This window comes from Cobetia sp. 14N.309.X.WAT.E.A4 (assembly GCF_030397495.1).
Classification (GTDB): Bacteria; Pseudomonadota; Gammaproteobacteria; order Pseudomonadales; family Halomonadaceae; genus Cobetia; species Cobetia marina.
Map to the genome: position 1 here is coordinate 261,405 of NZ_JAPNXT010000006.1, position 23,485 is coordinate 284,889.

Annotated in this window: 8 protein-coding genes and 2 tRNA genes; 2 read left to right on the forward strand and 8 right to left on the reverse strand. The window is 61.5% G+C overall.

Annotation, left to right across the window (positions count from 1 at the left end; translation table 11 throughout):
- Window positions 1-474: 474 nt before the first annotated feature.
- Window positions 475-14,568, reverse strand: a complete 14,094-nt coding sequence (locus OW493_RS10680; RefSeq protein WP_289864096.1) for a carbohydrate-binding protein — start codon at window positions 14,566-14,568, stop codon at window positions 475-477.
- 854 nt (window positions 14,569-15,422) lie between these two features.
- Here OW493_RS10680 and OW493_RS10685 point away from each other — a divergent pair.
- Window positions 15,423-17,204: a type I secretion system permease/ATPase gene (locus OW493_RS10685; protein ID WP_289864097.1), complete on the forward strand. Its 1,782-nt coding sequence runs from the start codon at window positions 15,423-15,425 to the stop codon at window positions 17,202-17,204.
- Window positions 17,201-18,529 (forward strand): HlyD family type I secretion periplasmic adaptor subunit, encoded by a 1,329-nt coding sequence (locus OW493_RS10690; RefSeq protein WP_077375488.1) that lies wholly within the window; start codon window positions 17,201-17,203, stop codon window positions 18,527-18,529. The genes OW493_RS10685 and OW493_RS10690 overlap by 4 nt, the downstream gene beginning before the upstream one ends.
- 137 nt (window positions 18,530-18,666) lie before the next feature.
- Here OW493_RS10690 and OW493_RS10695 read toward each other — a convergent pair.
- The 7 genes from OW493_RS10695 to OW493_RS10725 all read right to left on the reverse strand — a co-directional run bounded on the left by OW493_RS10695 (window position 18,667) and on the right by OW493_RS10725 (window position 23,394).
- Window positions 18,667-18,754: transfer RNA gene (locus OW493_RS10695), tRNA-Ser, on the reverse strand.
- A 176-nt stretch (window positions 18,755-18,930) separates the two neighbouring features.
- Entirely contained in the window at window positions 18,931-19,506 is a 576-nt protein-coding gene (locus OW493_RS10700) for a YiiD C-terminal domain-containing protein (protein ID WP_289864098.1), read from the reverse strand.
- A gap of 8 nt (window positions 19,507-19,514) precedes the next feature.
- The gene (locus tag OW493_RS10705) at window positions 19,515-20,075 is read right to left on the reverse strand and encodes a nitroreductase family protein (protein ID WP_289864100.1); all 561 of its coding nucleotides are present in this window, start codon (window positions 20,073-20,075) and stop codon (window positions 19,515-19,517) included.
- A 128-nt stretch (window positions 20,076-20,203) separates the two neighbouring features.
- On the reverse strand, window positions 20,204-21,082 hold the full coding sequence (gene queF, locus OW493_RS10710; RefSeq protein WP_289864101.1) for an NADPH-dependent 7-cyano-7-deazaguanine reductase QueF: 879 nt from the start codon (window positions 21,080-21,082) through the stop codon (window positions 20,204-20,206).
- Between the two features lie 133 nt (window positions 21,083-21,215).
- Entirely contained in the window at window positions 21,216-21,989 is a 774-nt protein-coding gene (locus OW493_RS10715; RefSeq protein ID WP_077375500.1) for an ABC transporter permease, read from the reverse strand.
- The gene (locus OW493_RS10720) at window positions 21,986-22,954 is read right to left on the reverse strand and encodes an ABC transporter ATP-binding protein (RefSeq protein ID WP_289864103.1); all 969 of its coding nucleotides are present in this window, start codon (window positions 22,952-22,954) and stop codon (window positions 21,986-21,988) included. The genes OW493_RS10715 and OW493_RS10720 overlap by 4 nt, the downstream gene beginning before the upstream one ends.
- Before the next feature lie 365 nt (window positions 22,955-23,319).
- Window positions 23,320-23,394 (reverse strand) — tRNA-Gly (locus tag OW493_RS10725).
- Window positions 23,395-23,485: the final 91 nt, after the last annotated feature.

A 23,485-nucleotide genomic window follows, 5' to 3' on the forward strand; every position in this document is an offset into this window, starting at 1 on the left:
GTGCCTGTAATCTCCCGGTTCGCGTTCTGTCCCTCCGAGGTGCCGTCCTGTCAGCGACGACCTGCGACAACAGGCGCATGACGAGGGACATGGCGGGAGGCCAGACGAAAGATGAGGGAGACAACAGCCAACAAGGTGAATCTGAAGGCGGGCATGATAACAGCTCAGGAAGACAGACGCTGCAGTGCGTGTTCGCAGCCGCTTCTGACAGGCGAGCCTCCGGTAACGCCAGACGCAGGCGCGGAGATCGAGACCCGTCTCGCGCCATCAAGTGTTGCCGGGAGATCTCGGAGCGTCACACCGAAAGAAGGAGAGGGGGAACTGGCGACACGCAGATGCCTGGCAGGACATGCGCGTCAGAGACTTACGCATGTCCTGCCAGGCATCTACGCGGGCCGGGAAAGGCAAGGTTCCAGCCCATGCCATGTTCCCGGCCACTTGCTCACGCCTTCCCCGTCATCTTGCGCCGTCTTTCTAGAGCAGGCCGGCCTGGACATCATCCTGTATGCCCTGAAGGCCGACATCGTCGCTCATCGGCGCCTCCTCATCATTGGAGACCGGAATCGCGTCGCCGTCCTCGAGCATGCTCATCATCGCGAGTGCATTCGGTGAGCCAGCCGGAGCCACATCCGGATCACGCGTGATCTGGAAGGACGCCAGATCCTGTGAACCGCCATTGAAGGTGATACGCAACACCTGCACCCCCTCCTCCAGGTCCAGCGTCAGCGAGGGACCATCGACATAAACTCCCCAGGCACCGGAATTGGGTAGCGTGCCACTGGCCTCGTCATAGAACTCGCCATTCTTCTCCACCGAGGCCGTGATGCTGCGCCCATTGTCAGGAGCGGAGGTGACGAATGACAGCGTGTGAGCGCCGGCCTGCTCGACATCGATGGTGTACTCAAGCCATTCACCATCCTCTACCCAGCCTATCGCTTCCCCCTCACCGACGATATCCACCGGTGTATCGCGATAGTTCGAGCCGAGCTGAGCGCTGGAGAGCTCGTTGTAGGCCTCCCCTTGCCCACCTTCATCAAAGTTGACGGCATCGAGGCTGAGCCCCTCATCCGCCTGCACCTGCCAGGGGATGCCTCCCGCATTGAAGGCCTGCTGACCATCAAGGGAGAGCGAGAATCCCTGCAGGTCCATGGAACCGCCATTGAAGGTCAGTCGCAGCACCTGCTCTCCAGCCTCCAGGGTCACCTGGGTGGTCTCGGTACCCACGAAACTGGTCCAGCTACCGGTCGGTGAGACCCCTACCGGTGTGGCGCTGGCGTACGGGGCGTCGGCCTCCTTGGCAAAGGTTGCGGTAATGCTGCGCTGACCTCCTCCCATGACTCCCAGGGAAGCCAGGAAGGCCATATCGTAGGTACCGGCCTGTTCGACGTTCAAGGTGTACTCCACCCATTCGCCATCCTCGATCCAGCCGATGGCGCTGCCGCCGCTGGCCATGTCCACGCCCTCACCGCGAACATCGGTCCCCTCCTGCACCTCGCTGGAATCGTTGTAGGCGATATCCTGTCCGCCTTCATCGTAATTCACCGCCTCAAGGCTGAAATCACTGCCTACCTGCCAGGGCTGACCATCGTCGGTGTACGCCTGCTGGCCATCGTCCACCGGCGCCACCAGCGTCAGGTTCAGAGAGGCCAGATCCAGCTGTCCGCCGTTGAAGGTCAACCTGAGCACCTGCTCACCTTCCTCCAGCGTGAAGGTCAAGGGACCCACATCGGTGAAGTTGGTGAAACCGTCGGTGTCCGGTACCGCCACCGCCTGGCCCTCGGTATAGAAGCTGCCGTCCTGCTCGAAGGCGGCGGTGATCGACTTGCCGTCGGAAGTCGCCGAGGCGGAGAAGTTCAGTGCATAGGTGCCCGCCGTCTCGACATTCAGGGTGTACTCGAGCCACTCACCGTCGGCCACATAGCCGATGGCCAGACTGCCATTGGAGATATCCACCGCTTCGTCGGAACGGAAGCCATCGCCCTGGTGGGCCTGCGTGGTGTCGTTGTAGGCGACGCCCTGGCCACCGTTGTCGAACAGGCGCGCTTCCAGTGTCAGGCCATCGCTTCCCACCGCCCAAGCAGTCTCGCCGGCATTGAAGGCGCTCTGTCCCACCGGCTCGGGATTGTCGAGGAAGTTCGGCACACCGTCGTTGTCATCGTCGTCGTACAGATCCACTCGTCCATTGCCGTCAGCATCTTCCGCCCCTGCGGGATCGTAGGTAGTGACGTTCTCCACCAGGAAGATGTTGTCGTTGTAGTCGTAGTTCACCCCCGCGTAATCCTGGATCACAATATAGGTATCCGGGATTTCGTTGCCGGCGGCGTCCCTGGCCACATACACACGGATCAGATGGCCATCATTCTCGTCCCAGTTGAGATTGTTGCCGGGAGTGCCGATGGCATCGACGGTGTCCTCATGGAGGTTGGCGTCGGGATCGGACCAGGAAATATAGCCCTGGCGGCCCGATATCTCAGCGAAGAAACCAAAGGGCGCATCGCGATCCAGGGTGGTGGTGGTCAGCAGATCTCCCTCATTGAGCGTGCGTGGCAGCAACGTCTGACCATCGGCCTCGTCGTGGGCCAGCACCTCGTCGATATCACGGCTGTCGACGTCGTGGATGAACAGTCGTGCCACGTCGCCCTGGGTATGGTAAGCCGCCAGCTGAGTGATCTTGATCGGCGAGCCTCCATCGGCGCGCTGGAAGTACGGAGACAGGATCTCATCGCCGTTGGCCTCCACCAGCCCTCCCTGGTTCATCTGCCCTTCGGCAACATTGGTCGAGTAGCCGAAGGCATCGATGATCTCCTGCACTCCCGGTTCCTGGCCGCTTTCTGAGCGATTCTGGGCCAGGCCGGCAAGCTCGATGACCTTCTCTCCCTCATCCGCATCACTTGAGGTGATGATCAGGCTGGACTCGTAGAGGCTGCCATCGTTGGGGTCATCGGCGATGAAGCGCACGATCACATCGACTGACTCACCCGGCTCCAGCGTCACTGCAGTGAAGGCCTCCGTCAGCTCGAACAGCGTCGCATCACTGACCTCGACACGACTGATGTCGAGACTCTCGAAGCCATCGTTTCTCAGCGTGACGGTCACCTCGTCATGCACCTCCTGCGCGGCATTGGCCGGATTCTCGATGCGCGACATCACCAGGCGATCGTTGGAAGGCACGCCGTCATTGTTGATGACCGTCAGCTCACCACCAGACACCGGTGTCACGCCCTCGATGAGGAACATGTTGTCGTTGTAGTCATAGTTGATCCCGGTGTAATCCATGATCCCCAGGTAGGTGTCGGGGATCACGTTGCCCTCGGCATCGAGAGCCCGGAACATGCGCACGGTATAGCCGCGCTCGATACCCTCGGCATCGGCCGGCGGGGTGCCGCCTCCGGTCGGGTTGAGTGACGGGTCCGTGGACAGATTGGCCACTTCGATACCGAACACGCCACTTCCGGCCCACCCGGCCGGGATATCATCGAGCCCGAAGGTCGCGGTGGCGAAGTTGCCGTTGCTCAATACCGGCAGGATCGACTGGTTATTGTCGCCCGCGTGATTGGAGAAGATCACGTCCTGCCCCTTGTCGCCGGGGTTGTGGATACCCAGCGTCGCCCCGCCACCGCCATGATAGGCCGCCAGCTGGGTGATCCTGGCCTCGCCAGCCCCCTCGGCCAGAGACCAGTAGCGCGATAGCACCTCGTCATCATTGACCGGGCGATACAGATCGAAGTCGTTGAGTACCGAATTCTCTCCGCCACCGACGGTCGACAAGCCTTCGATACGGTTACCGAAGCCGAACACCTCCCACACCTCGTTGACGTTGGGCTCCCAGCCACCCTCGTCACGCGCCTGCCAGAAGCCTGCCATGTGGATCTCGGCGATCGGTGAGTCGGCATCGTTGGTGGTGAGACGGATACGGCCCTCGAAGACCCCATCACCGGCATTGTTGGACGGCGCGGTGTAGCTGTCCCGGTCGAACAGCACCGTGACCTCGAGGGATTGCCCCGCGGCCAGCGTCAGGCCATCAAACACCTCGGGGTCCGCCAGCGTGAAGGGGCCGTCGATGTCGGCATCGAGCACTTCCAGCACATCGCTGCCGGTGTTGGAAATGGTGACCGTGGCACTTTCCTTGAAGTCACGATCGGGATTCGAGCCGCTGTTGTTGTCCAGATAACTGAAGTGCAGGCGATCGGAGTAGTAGGCGGCATCACCGCTCTCTACCACGATATCGGCGTCGTCGCTGCCGACCACCGGCATCACATCGAGATAGTCGAGATCATCGGCACCATCGGCGGTGGACACCGCACGCAGGTTGTACTCCACCCCGGCCTCGAGCTCGACATAGGTGCCCTCTTCACCAGCGTCACCCACTCCCGGATAGGCCAGCAGTTTCACCGACTGCCCGTTGAGCGTCAGGGCCAGGCCTTGGCCATCATCGGCGCCCGCATTCGCGGCCAGATCCAGACGATAGAGTCCGCTGCTGTCCACGCTGAAGTAGAAGTCGGCGGTCAGCTCGTTGAGGGTGCGTGCGCTGTCACCGCTCTCGAGCTCGATGCGCGACCCGTTCGAGACATCGGCATAGACCGGGATGAAGCTGTCGGACGGTGCATTCGGCACCTGCAGCAGATCGATGTTCGGCCCCACGGCACCCGGCGCGGTCAGGGTGATGGTGTTGCTGCCCTGCTGCAGAGCGACCAGCGTGTTCTGGAAGAACCAGTCGCTCTCGTCAGCGTTGCTCTGGCCTTCGAAGTTCAACACCCCGAGGTCGACACCATTGATCGCAAGCCCCAGGGGACGGTCATCCTTGGTCGCGGCAAGCGCGTAGCGGAAGGCGATGTCATAGCTTCCCGTCTCGGCGACATCGAGTGTCCAGGTAATGGTCTGATCACCCGTTCCCGCGAAGTCGACGTACCCATCACCGGACGCGTTGCGATCATCATCGCTTGTCAGTACCACCACGGCGCCATCGAGCACTGCCCCCTCGGCCTCGTACTCATCGACGCCAGGCGTGGTATCCGGCGCTTCCTGCAGGATCTCCAGCTGGTCGATATTGGGGCCGGTGTCGGCGGTGGCCTGCAGGCGCACCGTGTTCTGACCACTGACCAGCGTCGCTGCCACGGCCTCGGTCAACCACTCGGCCCAGGCTGCATCCCCCGTCAGGCCGTCGGGCGGACTGAAGTCAAACACCCCGACACTGACATTGTTGACGAACACTTCCAGCGGGCGATCGGCATTGCCGCCGTTGGCATAGCGCAGATGCAGCACCGAGTCGCCAGCCTGCTCGGCATCCAGCTCGAACGTGAAGGTGAGGAAGTCGGCATTGGTAGACCCGAAGTCCGCATAGCCGCCTGGCGTGCCATCGGTATCGTCGGTATTGCCATCGAGCCCGAAGGCACCGGGGCGCAGGCCATTGGGCAGGTCCGGCTGGTTGGTCTCGGGGTTGTCGATGTCGCGAATCTGGATCTCGGCGTCCGTCCCCGTCGCGAGCGTCACGGCGGTGCCGTCGTCAGGCGTCCTGTCCTCGGCCTGAATGACCAGCAGCGAGACCAGCTCATCCGTCGGGTCGACAGGGTCCACGGGGTCCACCACCCCGCCCGGTGCCGGGTCGAGGCGAATGATCTGACTCTGGCCATTGCCGCGATTCAGGGTCAGCAGATAAAGCTGGCCGGTGACCGGATTCTCGATGATGTCCAGAGGGTCGACGTAACTGATGACGTTGCCCTCAGGATCACGCAGTACGTCATCGCCAATCACGTTGCCGTTGGCATCCAGCGTGATCGAGCGCACGTCATCACCGCCGGAGTACTCGGTGAACAACACGTTGCCCTGCAGATTGCCCCCGAAGACATCACTGGTGTATTCCACTGCGCCGTTGGGCGAGCGATTCTCGCCGAGCGAATAGACACCCGAGATATCGTAGGTGCCCTCGGGGTTGGTGCCTGTCGGATACTTGTCGACCTGATTGGGGTCGGTGGCACTGGTCGGATTGCCGCCGTTCAAAATGTATTCGTCGCGCAGCGGGTTGGGATGCCCGTAATAGCCTCCCTCGACGATCTTGAACAGATAGTCGTCCTGCTTCTCGACACTGGTGTAGCGCTCGTCCTCCGGCGTCGACGGGTCATCCGGCACGTTGCCGCCTGCCGCCGAACCGTTGGTCGGCACGTACAGGAAGCCATTGGAATGCCACACCAGGTCGTAGGCGTTGCGCGCCCCGGTGGCAAAGATCGTCAGCACCGCGTCGCTGGCGTAGGGGTCGTAGTAGGACTCGAGCACGTTGCCGGACTCGTCCTGCACCGTGGCGACACCACGCTCATCGAACACCAGGAACTCGCCATTGCCCATCGGGATCGGGTCGTCCTTGGGATGGCCATCCGGGTCATCGAAGCGAGTATTCTGGCCGTTGTCGGGAAGCGGCTCGGTAGTGACATCGAAGCCACCGGGAGGCGCATCACGGGTCGGGTCGATCTCCATCACCGCGGCATTCAACAGACGCTCCGGACGATTGCCCCAGGCGCTGTCCGGCTCGCCCATGGCAGAGTTGGAGCCCTGGATCAGATACAGCAGATGACTCGGGACATCGGGATTGGTCTCGGCGTCGTAATCCGGATTCGCGCGGAACTCCAGGCTGTTGGTCACATGATCGCCATTGGAGCGTGGCAGGCCAGTGATGTAGGGCTCGGCGGTGCCCGAGAACTCGCTACCGCCCTCCAGGGTGATCTTGGTGATCCGGCCACTGAAGTCAGGCACGCCGTTGTCACGGCCAGACAGCGGGATCGGATAGTTGTCGGTGATCCACAGCACGTCGGGATCGGTGGGGTCGATCACCAGCCCGATGATCCCGCGGCGATCATTGCTGGCATCGGCCCCGTCCTGATGGAAGTAATCGCTCGGCAGCGAAAGCTCCTGGCGGTTGCCGAGGGAGCCATCGACGGGGTCGATGTCGTAGCGCAGGATCTGCCCACCAATGGTCGCGATGTACATCGTCGAGCCATCGGCGGTGATCTCCAGCGAGGTGAAACCGAAGGCGTTGTCAGAGGCACCGTCGAGTTCCACCACGTCATTGAAGGCCACATCGCGAGCGACGATCTCCGGGGCTTCGCCGGTGATGAAGGTGTTGGTGTACTTCTGGAACTCACGGGTCGGCGCGTCCAGGTCGTCGTTGGCGCCACGATCCTGGAAGCCGTCGATGATCAGCGTATAGCTGGTGAACTCCTTGAGCGTCTGGCTCGGCGAGATGGTCAGGGAATCGAAGCCACCGGTGGTGTTGGCGTTGAAGCTGACCTCCTCTCCGGTCAGCGTCTCGATCAGCCGGATCGAACCGTCAGCCAGGCTCTCGAGCAGTGCCCCGCCGCGACCGTCCACCACCGAGATGCCGACGAAGATGTCGGACGTCGGGTCGACCCCGCTCGGCAGGCCGCCGTCGTCGGGATCCAGATCGACTTCCACCTCGTTGTCACCGACCCCAGCGATGGCGCGCGCGTCAGTGAAGAAGGCGTAATCCTCGGCGGCGATGCGATCATCTTCCGGCGTCAGGTCCGGCAGTGCCTGGATCTCGAGGTACTGGATCTCGGTGTTCTCGTTGTCGAGCCCCAGGGAATCCAGTGTCAGACGCCCATCGCTGACCTGCACGATGCGGGTGACCAGATCCGAGCGGAAGCCATCGGTATCATCTGACGGATTGCCGTCCGCCGGGAAATCATCGGGCCGGAACGGGGTGAAGGGATCATTGAACAGCTCACCCTCGGCATTGAGCACGTTGCGACTGTCGTAGGGCCCGGAGGTATCCCCGATGGAGACGGTGACCTCGTAGTAGCCATCGTCCAGCTCGATCTCCCAGCCGGCGCGCACATAGGCGCTTCCCGGCTGGTCTAAGTGGGCGTAGGTGCCCTGGCGCGGGTCGAGCCCGGCGATGTCATCGGTGCGGTCGTTGACCGCCACGCTGGTCAGCGCGCTGATGTCCAGCGGCTCGGTGCCGGGCTCGCCGTCGTAGATCGACGCCTCGGTGATCCAGCCGTACTGATGGGTCTGGCCATCCACGGTCACCGATTGGGTGCCGAAGGCCTTGCCGTTGTCGGCGATGTAGCCATCCGGCACCGCGGTGCCTTCGGGCTGGAAGTTGATCTTGACCGAGAAGCGCTCGCCCGGCTCCACCGGACGCTCCGGCACCACGCCATCACGGCTCACCGTCAGGCTGTCGATGTTGGGGCCGGCGTTGCCCAGGTTGGCAAGGCGAATGGTGTTGTCGCCGGCTTCGAGCTCCACCTCGAGCGTCGTGGTGGTCCAGTTCTCCCAGCCGGCGGCGTCGATCCCCGTGGAGGCAAAGGCCAGATTCCCCTGACTCAGCCCGTCCACCAGGATGTCCATGGGGCGATCGGCGCCGTTGGAACCGGCATTGGTATAGCGAACCTCCAGGGTGTAGGTACCGGCCTCATCGACCGCCACCTGGAACTCGGCGGCGTCACCGGCGTCGGCTCCCATGTCCAGATAACCGGTGCCGGTAAAGTCATCCCACAGCCCATCTGGTCCGGAGGCGACATTGGTTTCCGGATTGTCGGCATCGCGCACCTGGGTATCACCGTCGGTATCGATGATGGTCAGCGCCTCGCCCTCGATGGCGAAGTTGAATGCAGGGGTGCCGACGTCGGCCTCATTGAAGTCGAACACCACCTGATCGATGTTGGGCCCGCCGGTGGCACCGGCCGGCATGGTCAGGGTGAAGGTGTTGGCGCCCTCGACGAGATCTACCTCGACTTCCAGGGTCTGCCACTCGTTCCAGGCGTCCGCGCCGGTAGCGTTGGAGAAGCCGAGCTGGCCCTGATCATCGCCGTTGACGGTCAGATCCAGCGGCCGCGCTGCATTGCCGCCGTTGGCGAAGCGCACGGTGGCGGTGTAGCTACCGGCCTCCAGCGCGTTGACGTTGAAGGTGATCTGGTCGCCGGGATTGGAACCGAAGTCCAGATAGGCATCACCCACCGCACCGGGACGATGGTTGCCGAAGTCATCGGGGTTGTCGGCATCCACCGGCCGGGTAACCTCGCCCTGGGCGATACCGCCCACGTCGACGATATCGGCGTCCTCTCCCTGCAGGGTGATCGGCGCCACCACCACGCCTGCGTCCTCGAAGCTGACCACCTCGCTGGCGCTGGCCTCGTTGCCGGTGGCATCGGTGACGAACAGCGAGACGGCGAGATCGCCGCTCTGATCATCGAGCTGGCCGCTCAGATCCAGCGTGATGTTGCCATCGGCGTCCGGCGTCACTTCCTCACGGGTCGCGCCGCCGTCGAAGGACACGGCAACGCTGGTCACGTCATCATCGATGCCGGAGACGTTGAAGACTGCCGCCGCCAGCTGACTGGCATCGAGAGTGTCGTCAGCCGCGACGATGGCGAGATCGCCGTCCTCATCGGCACTCACATCCTCCGGGATCGGGCCGCTGCCGGCGTCGGTCACTTCGATGCGATCGATGTTGGGACCGGTGGTGGCGCCAGCGGGAATCGCCAGCACGATGGCGTTGCTGCCCGCCTCCAGGCTGACGGTGAAGGTCTCGAAGACCCAGTGGTCGAAGCCTTCTTCCCCGCCGCTGCCGTCCGGGTCCGTGCTGGCCATGGCCAGCATCAGCGGATCGCCGCCATTGATCACCAGATCCAGCGGACGATCGGTATTGGTGGCGTAACGCACACTGATGTCGTACTGACCGGCCTGGGCCACCTCGATCTGCCAGGCGACGTTATCGCCAGCCGTGTCGCCGAAGTCCAGATAGCCGGTACCGGAGAAGCCCGGCCGCAGACCGTTCTCCAGATTCGCATTGTCTTCGGGATTGTCGGCATCGCGCACTACGGTATCCGTCGCGTTGGCACCGTCATCGAAGCTCGTCACCGTGCCGTCTTCGGCCTGCAGACGCAGGGGCGAGAACGGCGCTTCATCGACATCATTCACGGTGACCGAGAGCTGCGCGGTGGTGGAGAGGTCGCCGTCACTGACGCTGACCTCGACGTCATAGACGCCATCTTCGTCATCATCGACCGCCAGCTCGAAATCGCGGGCACTGGTGAAGCTCAGCACGCCGGTGGTGGCGTCAATGGTGAACAGCGGAGAGTCGGCCCCGCCAGTGATGGCGAATACCGGCGCGTTGAGGCCGAGAGTCCCCCCGTCTTCATCGACGAGCGGGATCGCGCCAATCTCGGTCAGGTTCTCATCCACTGCAAACGCGGTCTGGTCGATGGCGATGCTCTCATTGAGATCTGCCACGGTGATCAGGGTGTCCTGTGACACGCTGTCCTCGCCATCGGTCACCGTCACGGTCAGCTCGTAGACACCATCTTCATCACTGTCGGCGGCCAGCTCCGCGTCCGGTGGATTGAGGAAGGCGATTCCTCCACTCGCCACGTCGTAGGAGAAGAGCGCGGCATCGGCACCGGACAGCGTCACCGTCAGGCTGTCGCCATCGGCATCCTCAAGCACCAGACTCGCCACGCCTGCACTGTTCTCGTCGACACTGATCGCGGCACCGAGTCCCGCCAGGGTCGGGGCAGTGTTGACCGGCTCATCGATACGCTCGAATTCAAGCGAGTCGATACGCATCAGCTCGCCACCGGCACCACGCAGTTCGAGGCTTGCCAGATCACCGGCGGTGACCTCGAAGGGCGTCTCGAAGACGATTTCCTTGCGGTTGCCGCTCTGGCCAGCATTTCCGCGCGCGCCACTGCCGACGAAGGTGCCGAAGTCGTCGTTCAATACCACGTCGGCGCTCAGGCTATCGGTTGTCGTGTTGCGCGCTTCAAGCACGGTGTCACCGATGGTCAGGGTCAAGGTGCCTTCACCGTCGGTTTCATCGAACACATAGAGGCGTGCGATGTACCAGCCCGGCTCCACACCGCCCGCCGAGAGATCAGTGCCGATCGTCGCCGGCGCATTGCTGGTCAGACGAATCAGCTGCTCGTTGGACGCCGACGCACTGCCGGTGACGATCAGGTTACCGGCGTCGAGATCCGTGAAATCTTCCGCCTCGATCGTGATGCTATCGCCAACCTGGGTGCCTTCGATGATGAAGCTCAGCGACTGGGTCGCTGACAGACCACTCGGGTCGGTGGCGCGCACGACAACATCAAAGGTGCCTCCTTCACTTGGCGTGCCTTGAATGACACCGTCGATCACCTCGAGTCCGGCAGGCAGATCCTCGGCCGTCAATGTCAGGCTGTCGCCATCGGCATCGGAGAACAGCGAGGCGAAGTCCGCCAGCGGAATCTGGAGGAAGCTCTCGCCCACCTCTCCAAAGTAGGGCTCGAGAGCGGCAGGCTCCGCCACCGGGGCGTCGTTGACGTTCTCGATGCTCAAGGCGAAGTCGGTATCGGTACTGGCGGTGCCATCATCGGCGGTCACCGTGATGGTGTAATCGCCCGGCACCAGACCAGCGAGGCTCCCGGACAGCACGGTGTCGCTGACACTCAGCCCGTCCACGGTGACCGGCAGGCCATCGCCATCGGTGACCTGAAAGCTGAAGGCGAGGTCATCGCCATCGTCATCGACGAAGGGCAGGTCAACCTCGAGATTCGCGCCTTCGTCGAGACTCAGATCAGCGATGCCACCCCCCACCACGCGCGGTGCGCTGTTGGTGTCATCGACATCGGCTTCTGACAGGCTTACGCCACTGAAGCTCGCACTGCCCTTGGCGCCCACATCATCGTCGTTGACGAAGACCAGCGAATCGAGGGTGATGCCCGCATGCGCCGAGAGATCGATGGTGAAGCGCAAGGTGCCATCGCCATTGTCGATGCCCTGCCCACGCAGATCGACAAAGCCACCCTGCGTCTGGCTGCCGCCCAGCTGATAGACACTGTTTCCGCCATTGAACGGATTGGAATCGGCATCGAAGCCGATGGCAACGATCTCGGGGACCGGCGAATCGGATATGGCCACATCCAGGGTCAGGATGCTGCCACTGGTGATCGTGTAGTCCTCCGGCAGGGCTGCCCGCTTCCAGACATTGTCGTTCAACGTCAGAGTGCCACCGTCGTCTTCCACCACCGCCCCCGTGCCAACGGAGGGATTGTCCTGGGTCGCGTTGTAGGCGCTGATCGTGGCGTCATCGAAGGTGACATCCAGCGTCACGCTGCCGACGACGGCCAGCGTGACTGGCTCCGCGACACTCGCCTCATTACCGGCGGCATCGGTCACGATCAGGGTCACGATCACATCGCCCGGGGCCTGTGTGGAGAGATCGACCGTCAAGGTGTCGCCATCGCTGACAACGGACTGACGGGTCACGCCGCCGTCGAAGCTGATCTCGAGAGTCGAGCCGTCATCGATCCCCGCGACACCGAATACCACGCTGGCGCTGTCATCCGCCTCGATGGCATCTTGCGGGCCTTCGAGTGCCAGGTCGCCCCCCTCATCGGCGGTGGTATCCAGCGTCAGTGCCAGGCTCTGTTCGGCACGGTTGCCGAAGGCATCCATGGCGATCAGCGTGACCGACAGATCGCCATCAGCGAATCCCGACAGATCCAGCGTGAAGCTGCCATCCGGGTTCGGCACCACCTCCTGGACCGTGATTCCCTCATCGAAGGTCACGCCGACGAAGGTGATGTCGGCATCCAGTCCGCTGACGCTGAAGCCCGCTTCACCGACGGTCGCGCCATTGAGGAGGGGGTCTACGGCGGTAAAGGTCAGCACAGAGGCACCGGCATCCGCCACGACATCCCCTACCGGGCCCGTGCCCGCCGTGGTGACCTCCAGGCGATCGACATTGGGCCCATTGCTGCGCCCATCAGGGATCGTCAGCGTGATGGTGTTGTCACCGACCTCCAGACTCGTCGTCAGGGTGTGGTAGCTCCAGACATCGAAGCCCTCAGGGTCGACGTTGCCAGCGTTGGGGTCAGTCCCGACAAAGGCGAGCTCGGAGGACTCGCCGTCATTGATCGAGAGAGCCAACGGACGCGCGCCATTGCTGGCATAGCGGAAGTTGAGGTCGTAGTCGCCCGCCTCGGCCACATTGACGGTGAAGGTGAGGCTGTCACCCGGCGCGCTGCCGAAATCCACGTAACCGGTGCCGGAAAAGTCCGGGCGCAGTCCGACAAAGCCACCGGTTTCAGGATTGGCGGCGTCACGCACCACGGTGGCGGCCCCGTTGTCGGCACCCAGCACGGCATCCTCTGCCTGCATCACGACTGGCGCAATCACCGGATCGACAGGCTCCACCGCATCGGCCTCCAGTAGCGCCACCTCGATCTTGTCGATGTTCGGCCCGTTGGTCGCGCCGCCCAGACGCAGGGTATTGCTGCCGGCGGCCAGCGTGATCTCCAGCGTCTCGGTCGACCAGCCCTCCCACGCGGAAGGCCCGCCATTGCCTGGCTGGTTGTCCGCGGGCACATCATCGACATCATCGGGGTAGTAATTCGGCGCAGTCACCGCTGCGAACTGGAAGGTACCGACCTGACTTTGCGTGTCGTCATCGACCAAAAAGAGATCAATGGGACGCGCCGAGTTGCTGGCATAGGTCACGGTGACACTGTACGTGCCGGCGGTAGCCACCTCGAGAGTGAAGTCACCGTAGGCCTCGGCATTTTCCGATGCCCAGTCGAGATAGCTGGCGCCTTCGGCGCCGACCCGGAAGGTTTCCCTGCCATTGGTGAAGCTGGCGATATTGTCGAGAGTCACCACACGATTGGTGCCAGCGTCGGCGACATCAGACGTCGGGCCGATATCGAGATCCTCACCCTGAATGACGAAGACGTCCGGGTCCGGTGCACGCACTTCCAGATAGTCGACGTTGGGGCCACTGGCCCCATTGGAGGTGAAGGACACCGTGTTCTCGCCCGCCTGCAGCTGAACGCGAATGGTACGCTCGCCGAACTCACTGAAATCAGTGGCGTCGCCGGTCAGGGTCGTGCTCGGCAGATCAAACATTCGATCCTGAAGTTCGCCATTGACGTCCAGGCGCAATGGGCGGTTTCGATCAGACCCATCGCCATTCTGGCTGAGCGCATACCCCAGCGCGAGTTCATATTCACCGGCCTCGGTGACGCTGAAGGTGAAGGTCAGCGTCTCGCCGGTCGCGCCGCCGAAATCCACGTAGGCAGTGCCTGATGCATTGGCGGTATTGGACGGATTATCCCCCCCGGTCACCACCTCGATACCGGCCCCACCGATGGAGGATGCATTGCCATCTCCGTCGTCATCGCTGAGGTCTTCGGCCTCGATACGAAGGGTAGTGAAGCTTTCCGGTGCGATGAGCGCCGCCGTGGCCAGAGGGGCAGGTTCGGCCAGCAAGGCAGGTCCTGTGCCCGCAGCAGGTTCATCACTACTGGTCAGTAGCGCCTGGGCGGCTTGCGGCGTGTCCTCCTGGTCACTCACCTCCTGGTCACTCACCTCCTCGGCGACGACATCCGGTGACTCGACCTCGAAGCCGAACTGCTCACCAGACCCGGGCAGTACCTCGCCTCTTTCATCCAACGCTTCGATCATCATCTTGAGCTTGCCTGATAGAGGGGTAGGCAGATGATCAAAGACAAAGGGACGCTCAAAGCGCTCAAATACCGACAGTCGATCCTGCGCATCCTCGAATGTCATTCGCATTGACTTGATGGAATCCCCCCACGCTGAGGGAAATGGCGTGACCATTATCTCGTGATCCTGGAACGTCTTTCCCTCAAGACGATCACCACTCCTGATACGTGATGCCATGGACTCAAGACGACTCGATACGAATGACATGGAATACATTTTCCCTACCCCTCGAATAATTTTTAGTGGCGATTTCTACGCCATCTTGAGACCTCACGACACGACGTCCCTCACCGGCAATGAATCCCCGATGACGTTCCACTCTCCAACGCTTTCCCAAAGAGTTAGAACATGACCTGCAAAGGCTCGTAAACCCGTCAAAAACGAGTCTAGACGCGGCCTATCGCAAGACAAGAGGTATTTCCACTCACCCTCGAAATGGCAATATGCATCAGATTCCCACATCAAAATAAACTCAATTAAAACAATACAGTGAATGCTTTGAAATAATAAAACACCACCCCTATAAACCCTCGATACGACTTGCGTGAGGAGAAAAACAATGCTGAATACCAGAGAAGATAATCTTGTCGAAAGCCAGAACCGTCATACTTTTTGAAAAACGTAAACCATATGGATCTTCACCATCAGACATGAGCAAAATAAACAGCAAAAACCAACAAAATAAAACCCGGAAAGTTTTTTATTGATCATTGAAATATTCACTTGCTCGCCGATCATTCAGCAGCAATATTTCAACAGGCAGCCAGAGGAATAAAAAAAGAATAGCCTAATAAATAGATGATCAATATTGACCACAGAACCATGGCGTCTCCTCAAGACAACGTGAAATATCCGAGCTCAGGCAGCCGTCAACGACGGTGACGTGGATAAAAAGAACACCAACGACGCTAGGGAACGACACCATGGCCATCTCCCGGGAAGGTAATGACCTGCAAAAGATCCTGGACCACTGTCGGCACAGCTTTGTCTATGTCGGCCTCTTCAGCTTGTTCATCAATCTGCTGATGCTGGTGCCGCCGCTCTACATGCTGCAGGTCTATGATCGAGTCATCACGACACGTAGCCAGGAAACGCTGCTGATGCTGACTCTGGTGGTCGTGTTCCTCTTCATGGTGATGGGGGCCCTTGAACTGATTCGCTCGAGAATTCTGGTCCGAGTCGGGAATCGACTGGACGTACTGATCAGCCCGAGACTTTACAGTGCCATGTTCAAGCACTCCCTGATGACGCCGGGCAAGCCCTCCGCACAGCCGCTGAACGACCTCACCACCCTTCGCCAATTCCTTTCCGGCAACGGCCTGTTCGCCTTCTTTGACGCGCCCTGGGTGCCGATATACATCGGCGTGCTGGCACTGTTTCATCCATGGTTTGGTCTGTTCGCCCTGGGCGCGGGCCTTGTTCTGACCGTCATTGCGCTGATCAATGAGAAGACCACCAGGAAGCTGCTGAGCGATGCCAACGGCCAACATGTCCTGTCCCAGGATCTTGCCAACAGCAATCTGCGCAACGCCGAAGTGCTCCACGCCATGGGCATGCTGCCGGGCATACAGAATCGATGGGAGGCGCGCCACCGTGAGTATCTGGTGCTGCAGTCCAAGGCAAGCGACCGCGCAGGTCTCTTGACCAACACCTCCAAGGTACTGCGCTTGATGTTCCAGTCATTGATCCTCGGTCTTGGCGCCTATCTGGTGCTGACCGGCGACCTGACGCCCGGCATGATGATTGCCGGCTCGATCCTGATGGGGCGGGCGCTGGCGCCGATCGATCAGATGATCACCGGCTGGAAAGGCTTCAGCGGTGCACGCACCTCACGAGCCCGCCTCGAGGAGCTGCTCGAGGCCGTGCCGGCCGAGGCGCCCTCGATGCCTCTACCGGCCCCCAAGGGCCGACTGACACTGGAGGCAGTCAACGCCGCGCCGCCAGGCGAGCGTCTACCGACCCTCAAGGACATCACTCTGACACTTGCCAAGGGTGAGCACATCGCCGTGGTAGGCCCCAGCGCCGCCGGCAAATCCACCCTGGCACGAGTGATACTCGGCCTATGGCCAGTGCAGCTGGGGTGCGTGCGCCTCGATGGCGTGGACGTCAGTCAGTGGAAGCGGACCGCGCTCGGGCCTCATCTTGGCTATCTGCCGCAGGATATCGAGCTGTTCGATGGCTCCATCGCCGAGAATATCGCGCGCTTTCAGGAGGTCGATGCGTCACTCGTGGTACAAGCCGCCCAGAGCGCCGGTGTCCACGACATGATCCTTCGCCTGCCGCAAGGCTATGACACCTGGCTGTCCCACGGGGGAGCCGCCCTCTCCGCGGGCCAGCGACAGCGTATCGGCCTGGCGCGGGCACTCTATGGAAAACCGGTGCTGGTAGTGCTCGACGAACCGGACGCCAACCTGGATGAAAGTGGCGAGCAGGCGTTGGCCAAGTGTCTGATGCAACTGCGCCAGGCAGGCACCACCGCCATCATCATCACCCATCGTCAACGTCTTCTGCAGCAGGTCGACCGCATCCTCGTCCTCAAGGATGGCCAGGTGGCTTCACTGTCCCCGCCGACGCGAGGCCGACCCGTTGCACGGGCCGTAGCAGGGAAAGGGCACTCGACTCCGTCCAGGAACGCACAGCGTGTCACCGAGCTGAAACCCAGTGCCAGAGGCCGCCATGAAGGCGGTGAGGAGAGCCCGAGATGACCACCTCCCACTCCATGAATGGCGGCTTTGACAGTGAGCTTCCGCTACGCGACCACAATTATCGACGCCTCGGCCTGGCCGTGCTGCTCATCGCGGTCGGCGGATTCGGCAGCTGGTCAGTCATGGCGAACCTGGCAATTTCCGTGGTGGCTCCGGGATCGGTATCGGTAGAGAGCTTCACGAAGACCATCCAGCACCTCGAGGGAGGTATCGTGGAGTCGATTCGCGTGGAGGATGGCGATCATGTCGAGGCCGGCGACGTGCTCATCGTCTTCGATGACACCCAGGCACGCTCTCAGCAGAAGATCGTCGAGGCTGAATACCTGATTGCCAGAGCCAGTGAGATACGCCTGCTTGCCGAGTACAGCAACGCCGAGACCCTGACCTTCCCGGAAGCCTTGAGGCAGTCGACCAATCCTCGTGTGCGGGAGGTCCTTGAAGTACAGCAGCGGCTCTTTGACGTACGTCGTCAATCGCTGAACGGTGCCATGGCAGCCCTGGATGAGCAGGTCGTGCAGATGAACGAGCAGATTGCAGGTCTCGAGAATACCCAGGCCATCACAAGACGACGCATCAACTCTCTCAATGGTGACGTTGCCAACCATCGCAAGCTGTTCCGAAATGGTCTGATCAATAACCAGCGATTGCGTGAGATGGAGCGTGAGAGTCTCGAATACCAGAGCGACAATGCCGGCCAATTTGCCGAGGTCGCACGGCTGCGTTCCCAGATCAGCGAAAACGAGCTGCAGAAACAGATTCGCCTGCAGGAATTCCAGCAACAGATCGGCGAGTCTCTACGCCAGGTTCAGGCAGAGGTCACCGATGCGGAAGAACGACTGGTCGCGCTCAATGACAATCTGAGGCGTACCAAGGTCATCGCACCGGTGGCCGGCACCGTGGTCGGCCTGAAAGTCCATACGCTGGGCGCGGTGATTCGCAGTGGCGACCCCCTGCTCGATATCGTGCCCGCCGGCGACGGCTTCATCGTCGAGGCCAGGGTCCCGGACCATGATATTGACCACCTCTACTTAGGCCAGCCCGCAGAGATTCGCTTCAGCGCATTCAATCAGCGCCTGTCCAACATCATCGATGGCGAGGTCACGCACGTGAGCGCCAACAGCTTCGAGGATGAAGCGACGCGTGCCCGCTATTACAAGGCGCGGATTCGCGTCACCCGGACCGGCCAGAGCAACATGACCGAGAGCATGCGATTGCTTTCCGGCATGCCTGCCGAAGTGATGATCCGTACTGGTGAGCGCAGCTTCGCCAGTTATGTCGGCAAGCCTGTCGTGGATATGCTGGCGCGCGCGATGAGGGAGGAATAAGAGGGGAATGAGGGGGAATGACAGGCGACTGAGGCGCCAGTAGACGCAGGGAATCACGAGGAGAGCAGGCAATTCGACCAGATCCCCCCTCAGAAACGCGAAAAGCCCGCATCGTGAGATGCGGGCTTTTCTGAATCTGGTGGAGGAGGAGGGATTCGAACCCTCGAAGCCTTTCGACTTACACACTTTCCAGGCGTGCTCCTTCGACCACTCGGACACCCCTCCAGATCAGTGCTCTCATTGGTCACCCGACTGCGTCGTGTTTCCCTTGAGAACGCGGCGTATATTATCGATAACCCTTGAGGGACGCAAGCCTTTTTTCCAAAATCTTTCAGATAGATAGCGTCAGCGCCCTCACCCACCGCACTCGGGCCGAGGTCGGGCCGAGACCGTGCTCGGCATCACGGCCCGAGCACCACGTAATCGCCACGGGCCTCGAAACACAGCCTCGGGGAAGACTGCCCATCGACCTGACACCACAACTGCTGAGTCAGCGACAATCGCGCTCGCCGCCCTGCCGCCAGACGCTCGCCGACGTCGATCAGCGCGGCCATGTCATCCGGCGCACAGCGGATGTGGTAATCGCCACTGACCGGGGCCAGAAACTGCTGACTGGCACGCGACACCACGAGATCGCGCTGGATACCGCGAGCACGCAGCCACAGCGTCACCCAGCTCCAGCCACACAAGGTGGCCTCGAGACTCATGGCCCCGCCGAAGGCCGTGCCCTTGTCGTTGAGATTGGGCGGCAGATGCAGGCGCCAGCTCAGCTGACCCGTCGAGCGCTCGGGCTCTGACCACTGCATCTCGACAAGCCCCATGTGAGCAGCCAGCGGAATCGCCTGACTCAGCCAATCACGGAACCGTGACAGGTCTTCACTGACCGGCGCCGCGAAAGTGCCCGACCGCCCCTGCCCGTCACGCGGCAAAGGCAGCGGTGGCCAGGCTTCACCACTCGAGCGCAACTGCTCGTTCATTCAGCGCCTCACTGCCAGCGTTCGACGAAGTCGGCACTCTCGCGGCTCGGCAAGGGCTTGAGACGTCCGCCCGGGGTGCCGAGGTAGAGGAAGCCGACCAGCTCATCCTGCTCACTCATGCCCAGTCCGGCGTGCACGGTTGGGTCGAACGCGTAGCCGCCCGTGCGCCACATACCACCGAGTCCCTGTGCCTGAGCGGCAAACAACATGGCGTGAGCGGCACAACCGGCACTCACCACCTGCTCGACACGCGGCACCTTGGGGTGGTCCGGCGTGACCTTGGCGATCACCGCGACGACCATCGGCGCCCGTAGCGGCTTCTTGCTGGCTGCGGCCTGGGCTGCCTCGTCACCTGCCGGCAACGTGTTGCGCTCCGCCTCGGCAAACAGCTCGCCGAGGCGCTCCAGCCCGCTGCCCGTGAATTCGATGAAGCGCCAGGGCGTCAGCTCGGCGTGGTCCGGCGCGCGCAGGGCGGCCTGGTAGATGGCCTCCATCTGCGCATCGCTCGGGGCTGGCGCCATCAGCTTGCCCATGGAATTGCGTTCATGCAGTAACGTCAGCGCGTCCATCGTCTCTCCTGTCACAGACTTAAGATAAGAATGATTCTCACACTAGCATCTCGCCAGCACGCCGTCTCATCACTCGATGCTATCTGCCTGATTGGCAAGCCGATCAGACGACATGACCATAGAGAGGACTACTGACGCGAGAGACGCAGCGGCAGGCTGGCACGGGCCTCGGCCTCGAGATCTGGCGTGGCACGCCACGGGCTGATATCCAGGCCGCCACGCCGCACATAGCGCGCCATCACCAGCAGGGACTCAGGCTTCACGCGCGCCATCAGGTCGACGAACAGATGCTCGACGCAGTGCTCATGGAAATCCTGGTGCTGGCGATAGCTGATCAGATAGGCCAGCAGGCGCTCGCGATCGATACGCGGGCCGCGATAGCGGATCCAGACGCTGCCCCAGTCCGGCTGACCGGTGACCGGGCAGTTGGACTTGAGCAGATGGCTGTGCAGGTCTTCGCTGACGATATCGGCGTCATCGGCGCTGAGCAGCTCCGGCGACGGCGTGTAGTGCTCGACGGCGATCGGCAAGTCATCGAGGCATTCTCCCGGCAGGCGCCCGACGTCCAGCTCGTCATCATCCAGTCCCAGCAGACGCACCTCGACCGGCGCACCCGCCGCGGCGGCAAGATCCCGCTCCAACGTCGTCTGCACGGCCGCCTGATCGGCGAAGCGGCTCTGATTGAGGCTGTTGAGATAGAGCTTCCAGGACTTGGACTCGATCAGATTCAGGGAAGCCGCCGGCAGGCGGAAACGGGCCACACGCACCCACGGCTTGCCGGATTCATCCAGCCAGGAGACCTCAAAGGCGTGCCATTCATCCTCACCGACGAACGGCAACGCCGCATCATCGATACCGATGGGACCACGATTGGCCGCCCGCGCGATGGGGAACAGCAGGCTGGCATCGTAGTGCTCGGGGTAAGCGGACTCTCGCCCGAGCGGGGCATCCTTGAGAGTCTCGGGGCGCGCCTCGTCGGGCACGTTGACGGCAGTGGGGTGAGCCATGACAGCACTCCTGTGAAATAGGCCAATAACGCATCGATATCAGGGGCGCAGACAGCAGAACGCCGGCAGAAGCCGGCGTTTCGTGCACTGGCGCGATAGCGCGCATCTTACCATCATCCTCTGGGCGACTTCTTCAGCTGCGGATGCCCTTGCCACGCTCCAGCAGCCACAGCGCGAAGGCGAACAGGCCGATGATGAAGGCCACGATGGCCGCCATCGCCGGACCGACACTGATGTCCGAGACCCCCAGAATGCCGTAGCGGAAGGTGTTGACCATGTAGAGAATCGGGTTGGCCAGTGACACCGTCTGCCAGAAGTCCGGCAGCATGTGGATGGAATAGAAGACGCCACCAAGATAGGTCAGCGGGGTCAGCACGAAGGTCGGAATGATCGAGATATCGTCGAACTTGCGTGCGAACAGCGCATTGATGAAGCCACCGATGGAGAACAGCAGCGCCGTCAGCACCACGACCACGATGGTCAGGATCGGGTGATGGATATCGAGATCCGTGAACAGGAAGGCCACGGCGGTGACGATGATGCCGACACCGAGCCCGCGCACGGCGCCACCGATGATATAGCCGAGCAGGATGATCCAGGACGGCAGCGGCGAGACCATCAGCTCCTCGATGCTGCGCTGGAACTTGTTGGAGAAGAACGACGAGGCCACGTTGGAATAGGAGTTGGTGATCACCGACATCATGATCAGCCCCGGCACGATGTAATCCATGTAGCTGATGCCATCCATGGTACCGATGCGCGAGCCGATGAGATTGCCGAAGATGACGAAGTACAGCGTCATGGTGATGGACGGCGGCAGCAGCGTCTGCGGCCAGATACGCGTGAAACGACGGACTTCCTTGACGACGATGGTGACCAGAGCCACCCATAGCTGACGGGGGTTCACTGCGTGATCTCCTTGGCGACATTGGAGGCGATACCGCTTTCGGCATTGGAGCGCTCGACCAGGTCGACGAACAGCTCCTCGAGACGATTGGCGCGATTGCGCATCGACACCACGGTGATCCCGGCGCGATCCAGCGCCGCGAAGGCGGTGTTGATCGACTGGCCCTTGCGTACGGACAGCGACAGCTGCTGGGGATCGCTCAGAGAGACCTCGAATCCCTCGATGACCGGTGCGTTGTCAAGCGGCTCACGTAGATCGAGCAGGAAGGTTTCGGCGTCCAGCTCCTTGAGCAGCTCGCGCATGCTGGTGTTATGCACGATCTCGCCGTGATTGATGATGGCGATATTGCGGCACAGGCTCTCGGCCTCTTCCAGATAATGCGTGGTGAGGATGATGGTAGTGCCCTCCTCACGGTTGATGCGGCGCATGAACTCCCACATCGAGCGACGCAGCTCGATATCCACCCCGGCAGTCGGCTCATCGAGAATCAGCAGACGCGGCTTGTGAATTAGCGCGCGGGCAATCATCAGACGGCGCTTCATGCCACCGGACAGCATGCGTGACGGGGTATCGCGCTTGTCCCACAGCCCGAGATCCTTGAGCAGGCGCTCGGCACGCGGGCGCGCTTCCTTCATGGGCATACCGTAATACCCTGCCTGGGTCATCACGATATCCTGCACCTTCTCGAACTGATTGAAGTTGAACTCCTGAGGGACCACACCGAGATGGTATTTGGCCTTCGAGAAATCCTTGTCGATATCGATGCCCGAGATCTCGACCTTGCCGGCGGTTTTCTGCACCAGCGAACTCACCACCCCCAGGGTCGTGGACTTGCCGGCCCCGTTGGGCCCCAGCAGTGCAAAGAAATCGCCCTCAGGGACATCGAGATCAATCCCCTTGAGCGCCTCGAAACCGTTACCGTAGACCTTGGTCAGGCCACGAATGGACAAGGCGAGTCGTGACATCGGACACCTGTAATCAAATTGGCGCTGTCAGCCAGCACAGCAGAAAAGACGCATCTGAGAACAATTGCGCAACAGTAGCGACACCGCTGAGCAGCACTCGAACATGAAAATCAGACACAAGACATTGGATGCGCATGGTAACGCATTCAGCGCTGCCACATCAGGCACGCTGCAGGAAAGGCATTAGTGCGATACGGGAAACAAGCAGGAGGGAGAAAATCAACTGGGAGGACAACACCAAGGACCGGTGCAGAACGGCCTGAGGAGGAATTTCAGGCACAAAAAAATCGCCGGTGACGTGGCACGATGATCGTGTCTGTCAGGCGATGGGGCACTGCTATTTCATCAATCACATCGTGTTCGACTGGAGCGGGAAACGAGATTCGAACTCGCGACCCCAACCTTGGCAAGGTTGTGCTCTACCACTGAGCTATTCCCGCAACACAAGCAGATAATGCGACCACACAAGACCGAAGATGGCGTCCCATAGGGGGTTCGAACCCCTGTTACCGCCGTGAAAGGGCGGTGTCC

Coding starts and splice junctions, on each gene's coding strand:
- OW493_RS10700 (WP_289864098.1), bottom strand. CDS start 19,506: ATGAACGAGCAGTTGCGCTCGAGTGGTGAAGCCTGGCCACCGCTGCCT.
- OW493_RS10680 (WP_289864096.1), bottom strand. CDS start 14,568: ATGCGAATGACATTCGAGGATGCGCAGGATCGACTGTCGGTATTTGAG.
- OW493_RS10705 (WP_289864100.1), bottom strand. CDS start 20,075: ATGGACGCGCTGACGTTACTGCATGAACGCAATTCCATGGGCAAGCTG.
- OW493_RS10720 (WP_289864103.1), bottom strand. CDS start 22,954: ATGTCACGACTCGCCTTGTCCATTCGTGGCCTGACCAAGGTCTACGGT.
- OW493_RS10685 (WP_289864097.1), top strand. CDS start 15,423: ATGGCCATCTCCCGGGAAGGTAATGACCTGCAAAAGATCCTGGACCAC.
- queF (WP_289864101.1), bottom strand. CDS start 21,082: ATGGCTCACCCCACTGCCGTCAACGTGCCCGACGAGGCGCGCCCCGAG.
- OW493_RS10690 (WP_077375488.1), top strand. CDS start 17,201: ATGACCACCTCCCACTCCATGAATGGCGGCTTTGACAGTGAGCTTCCG.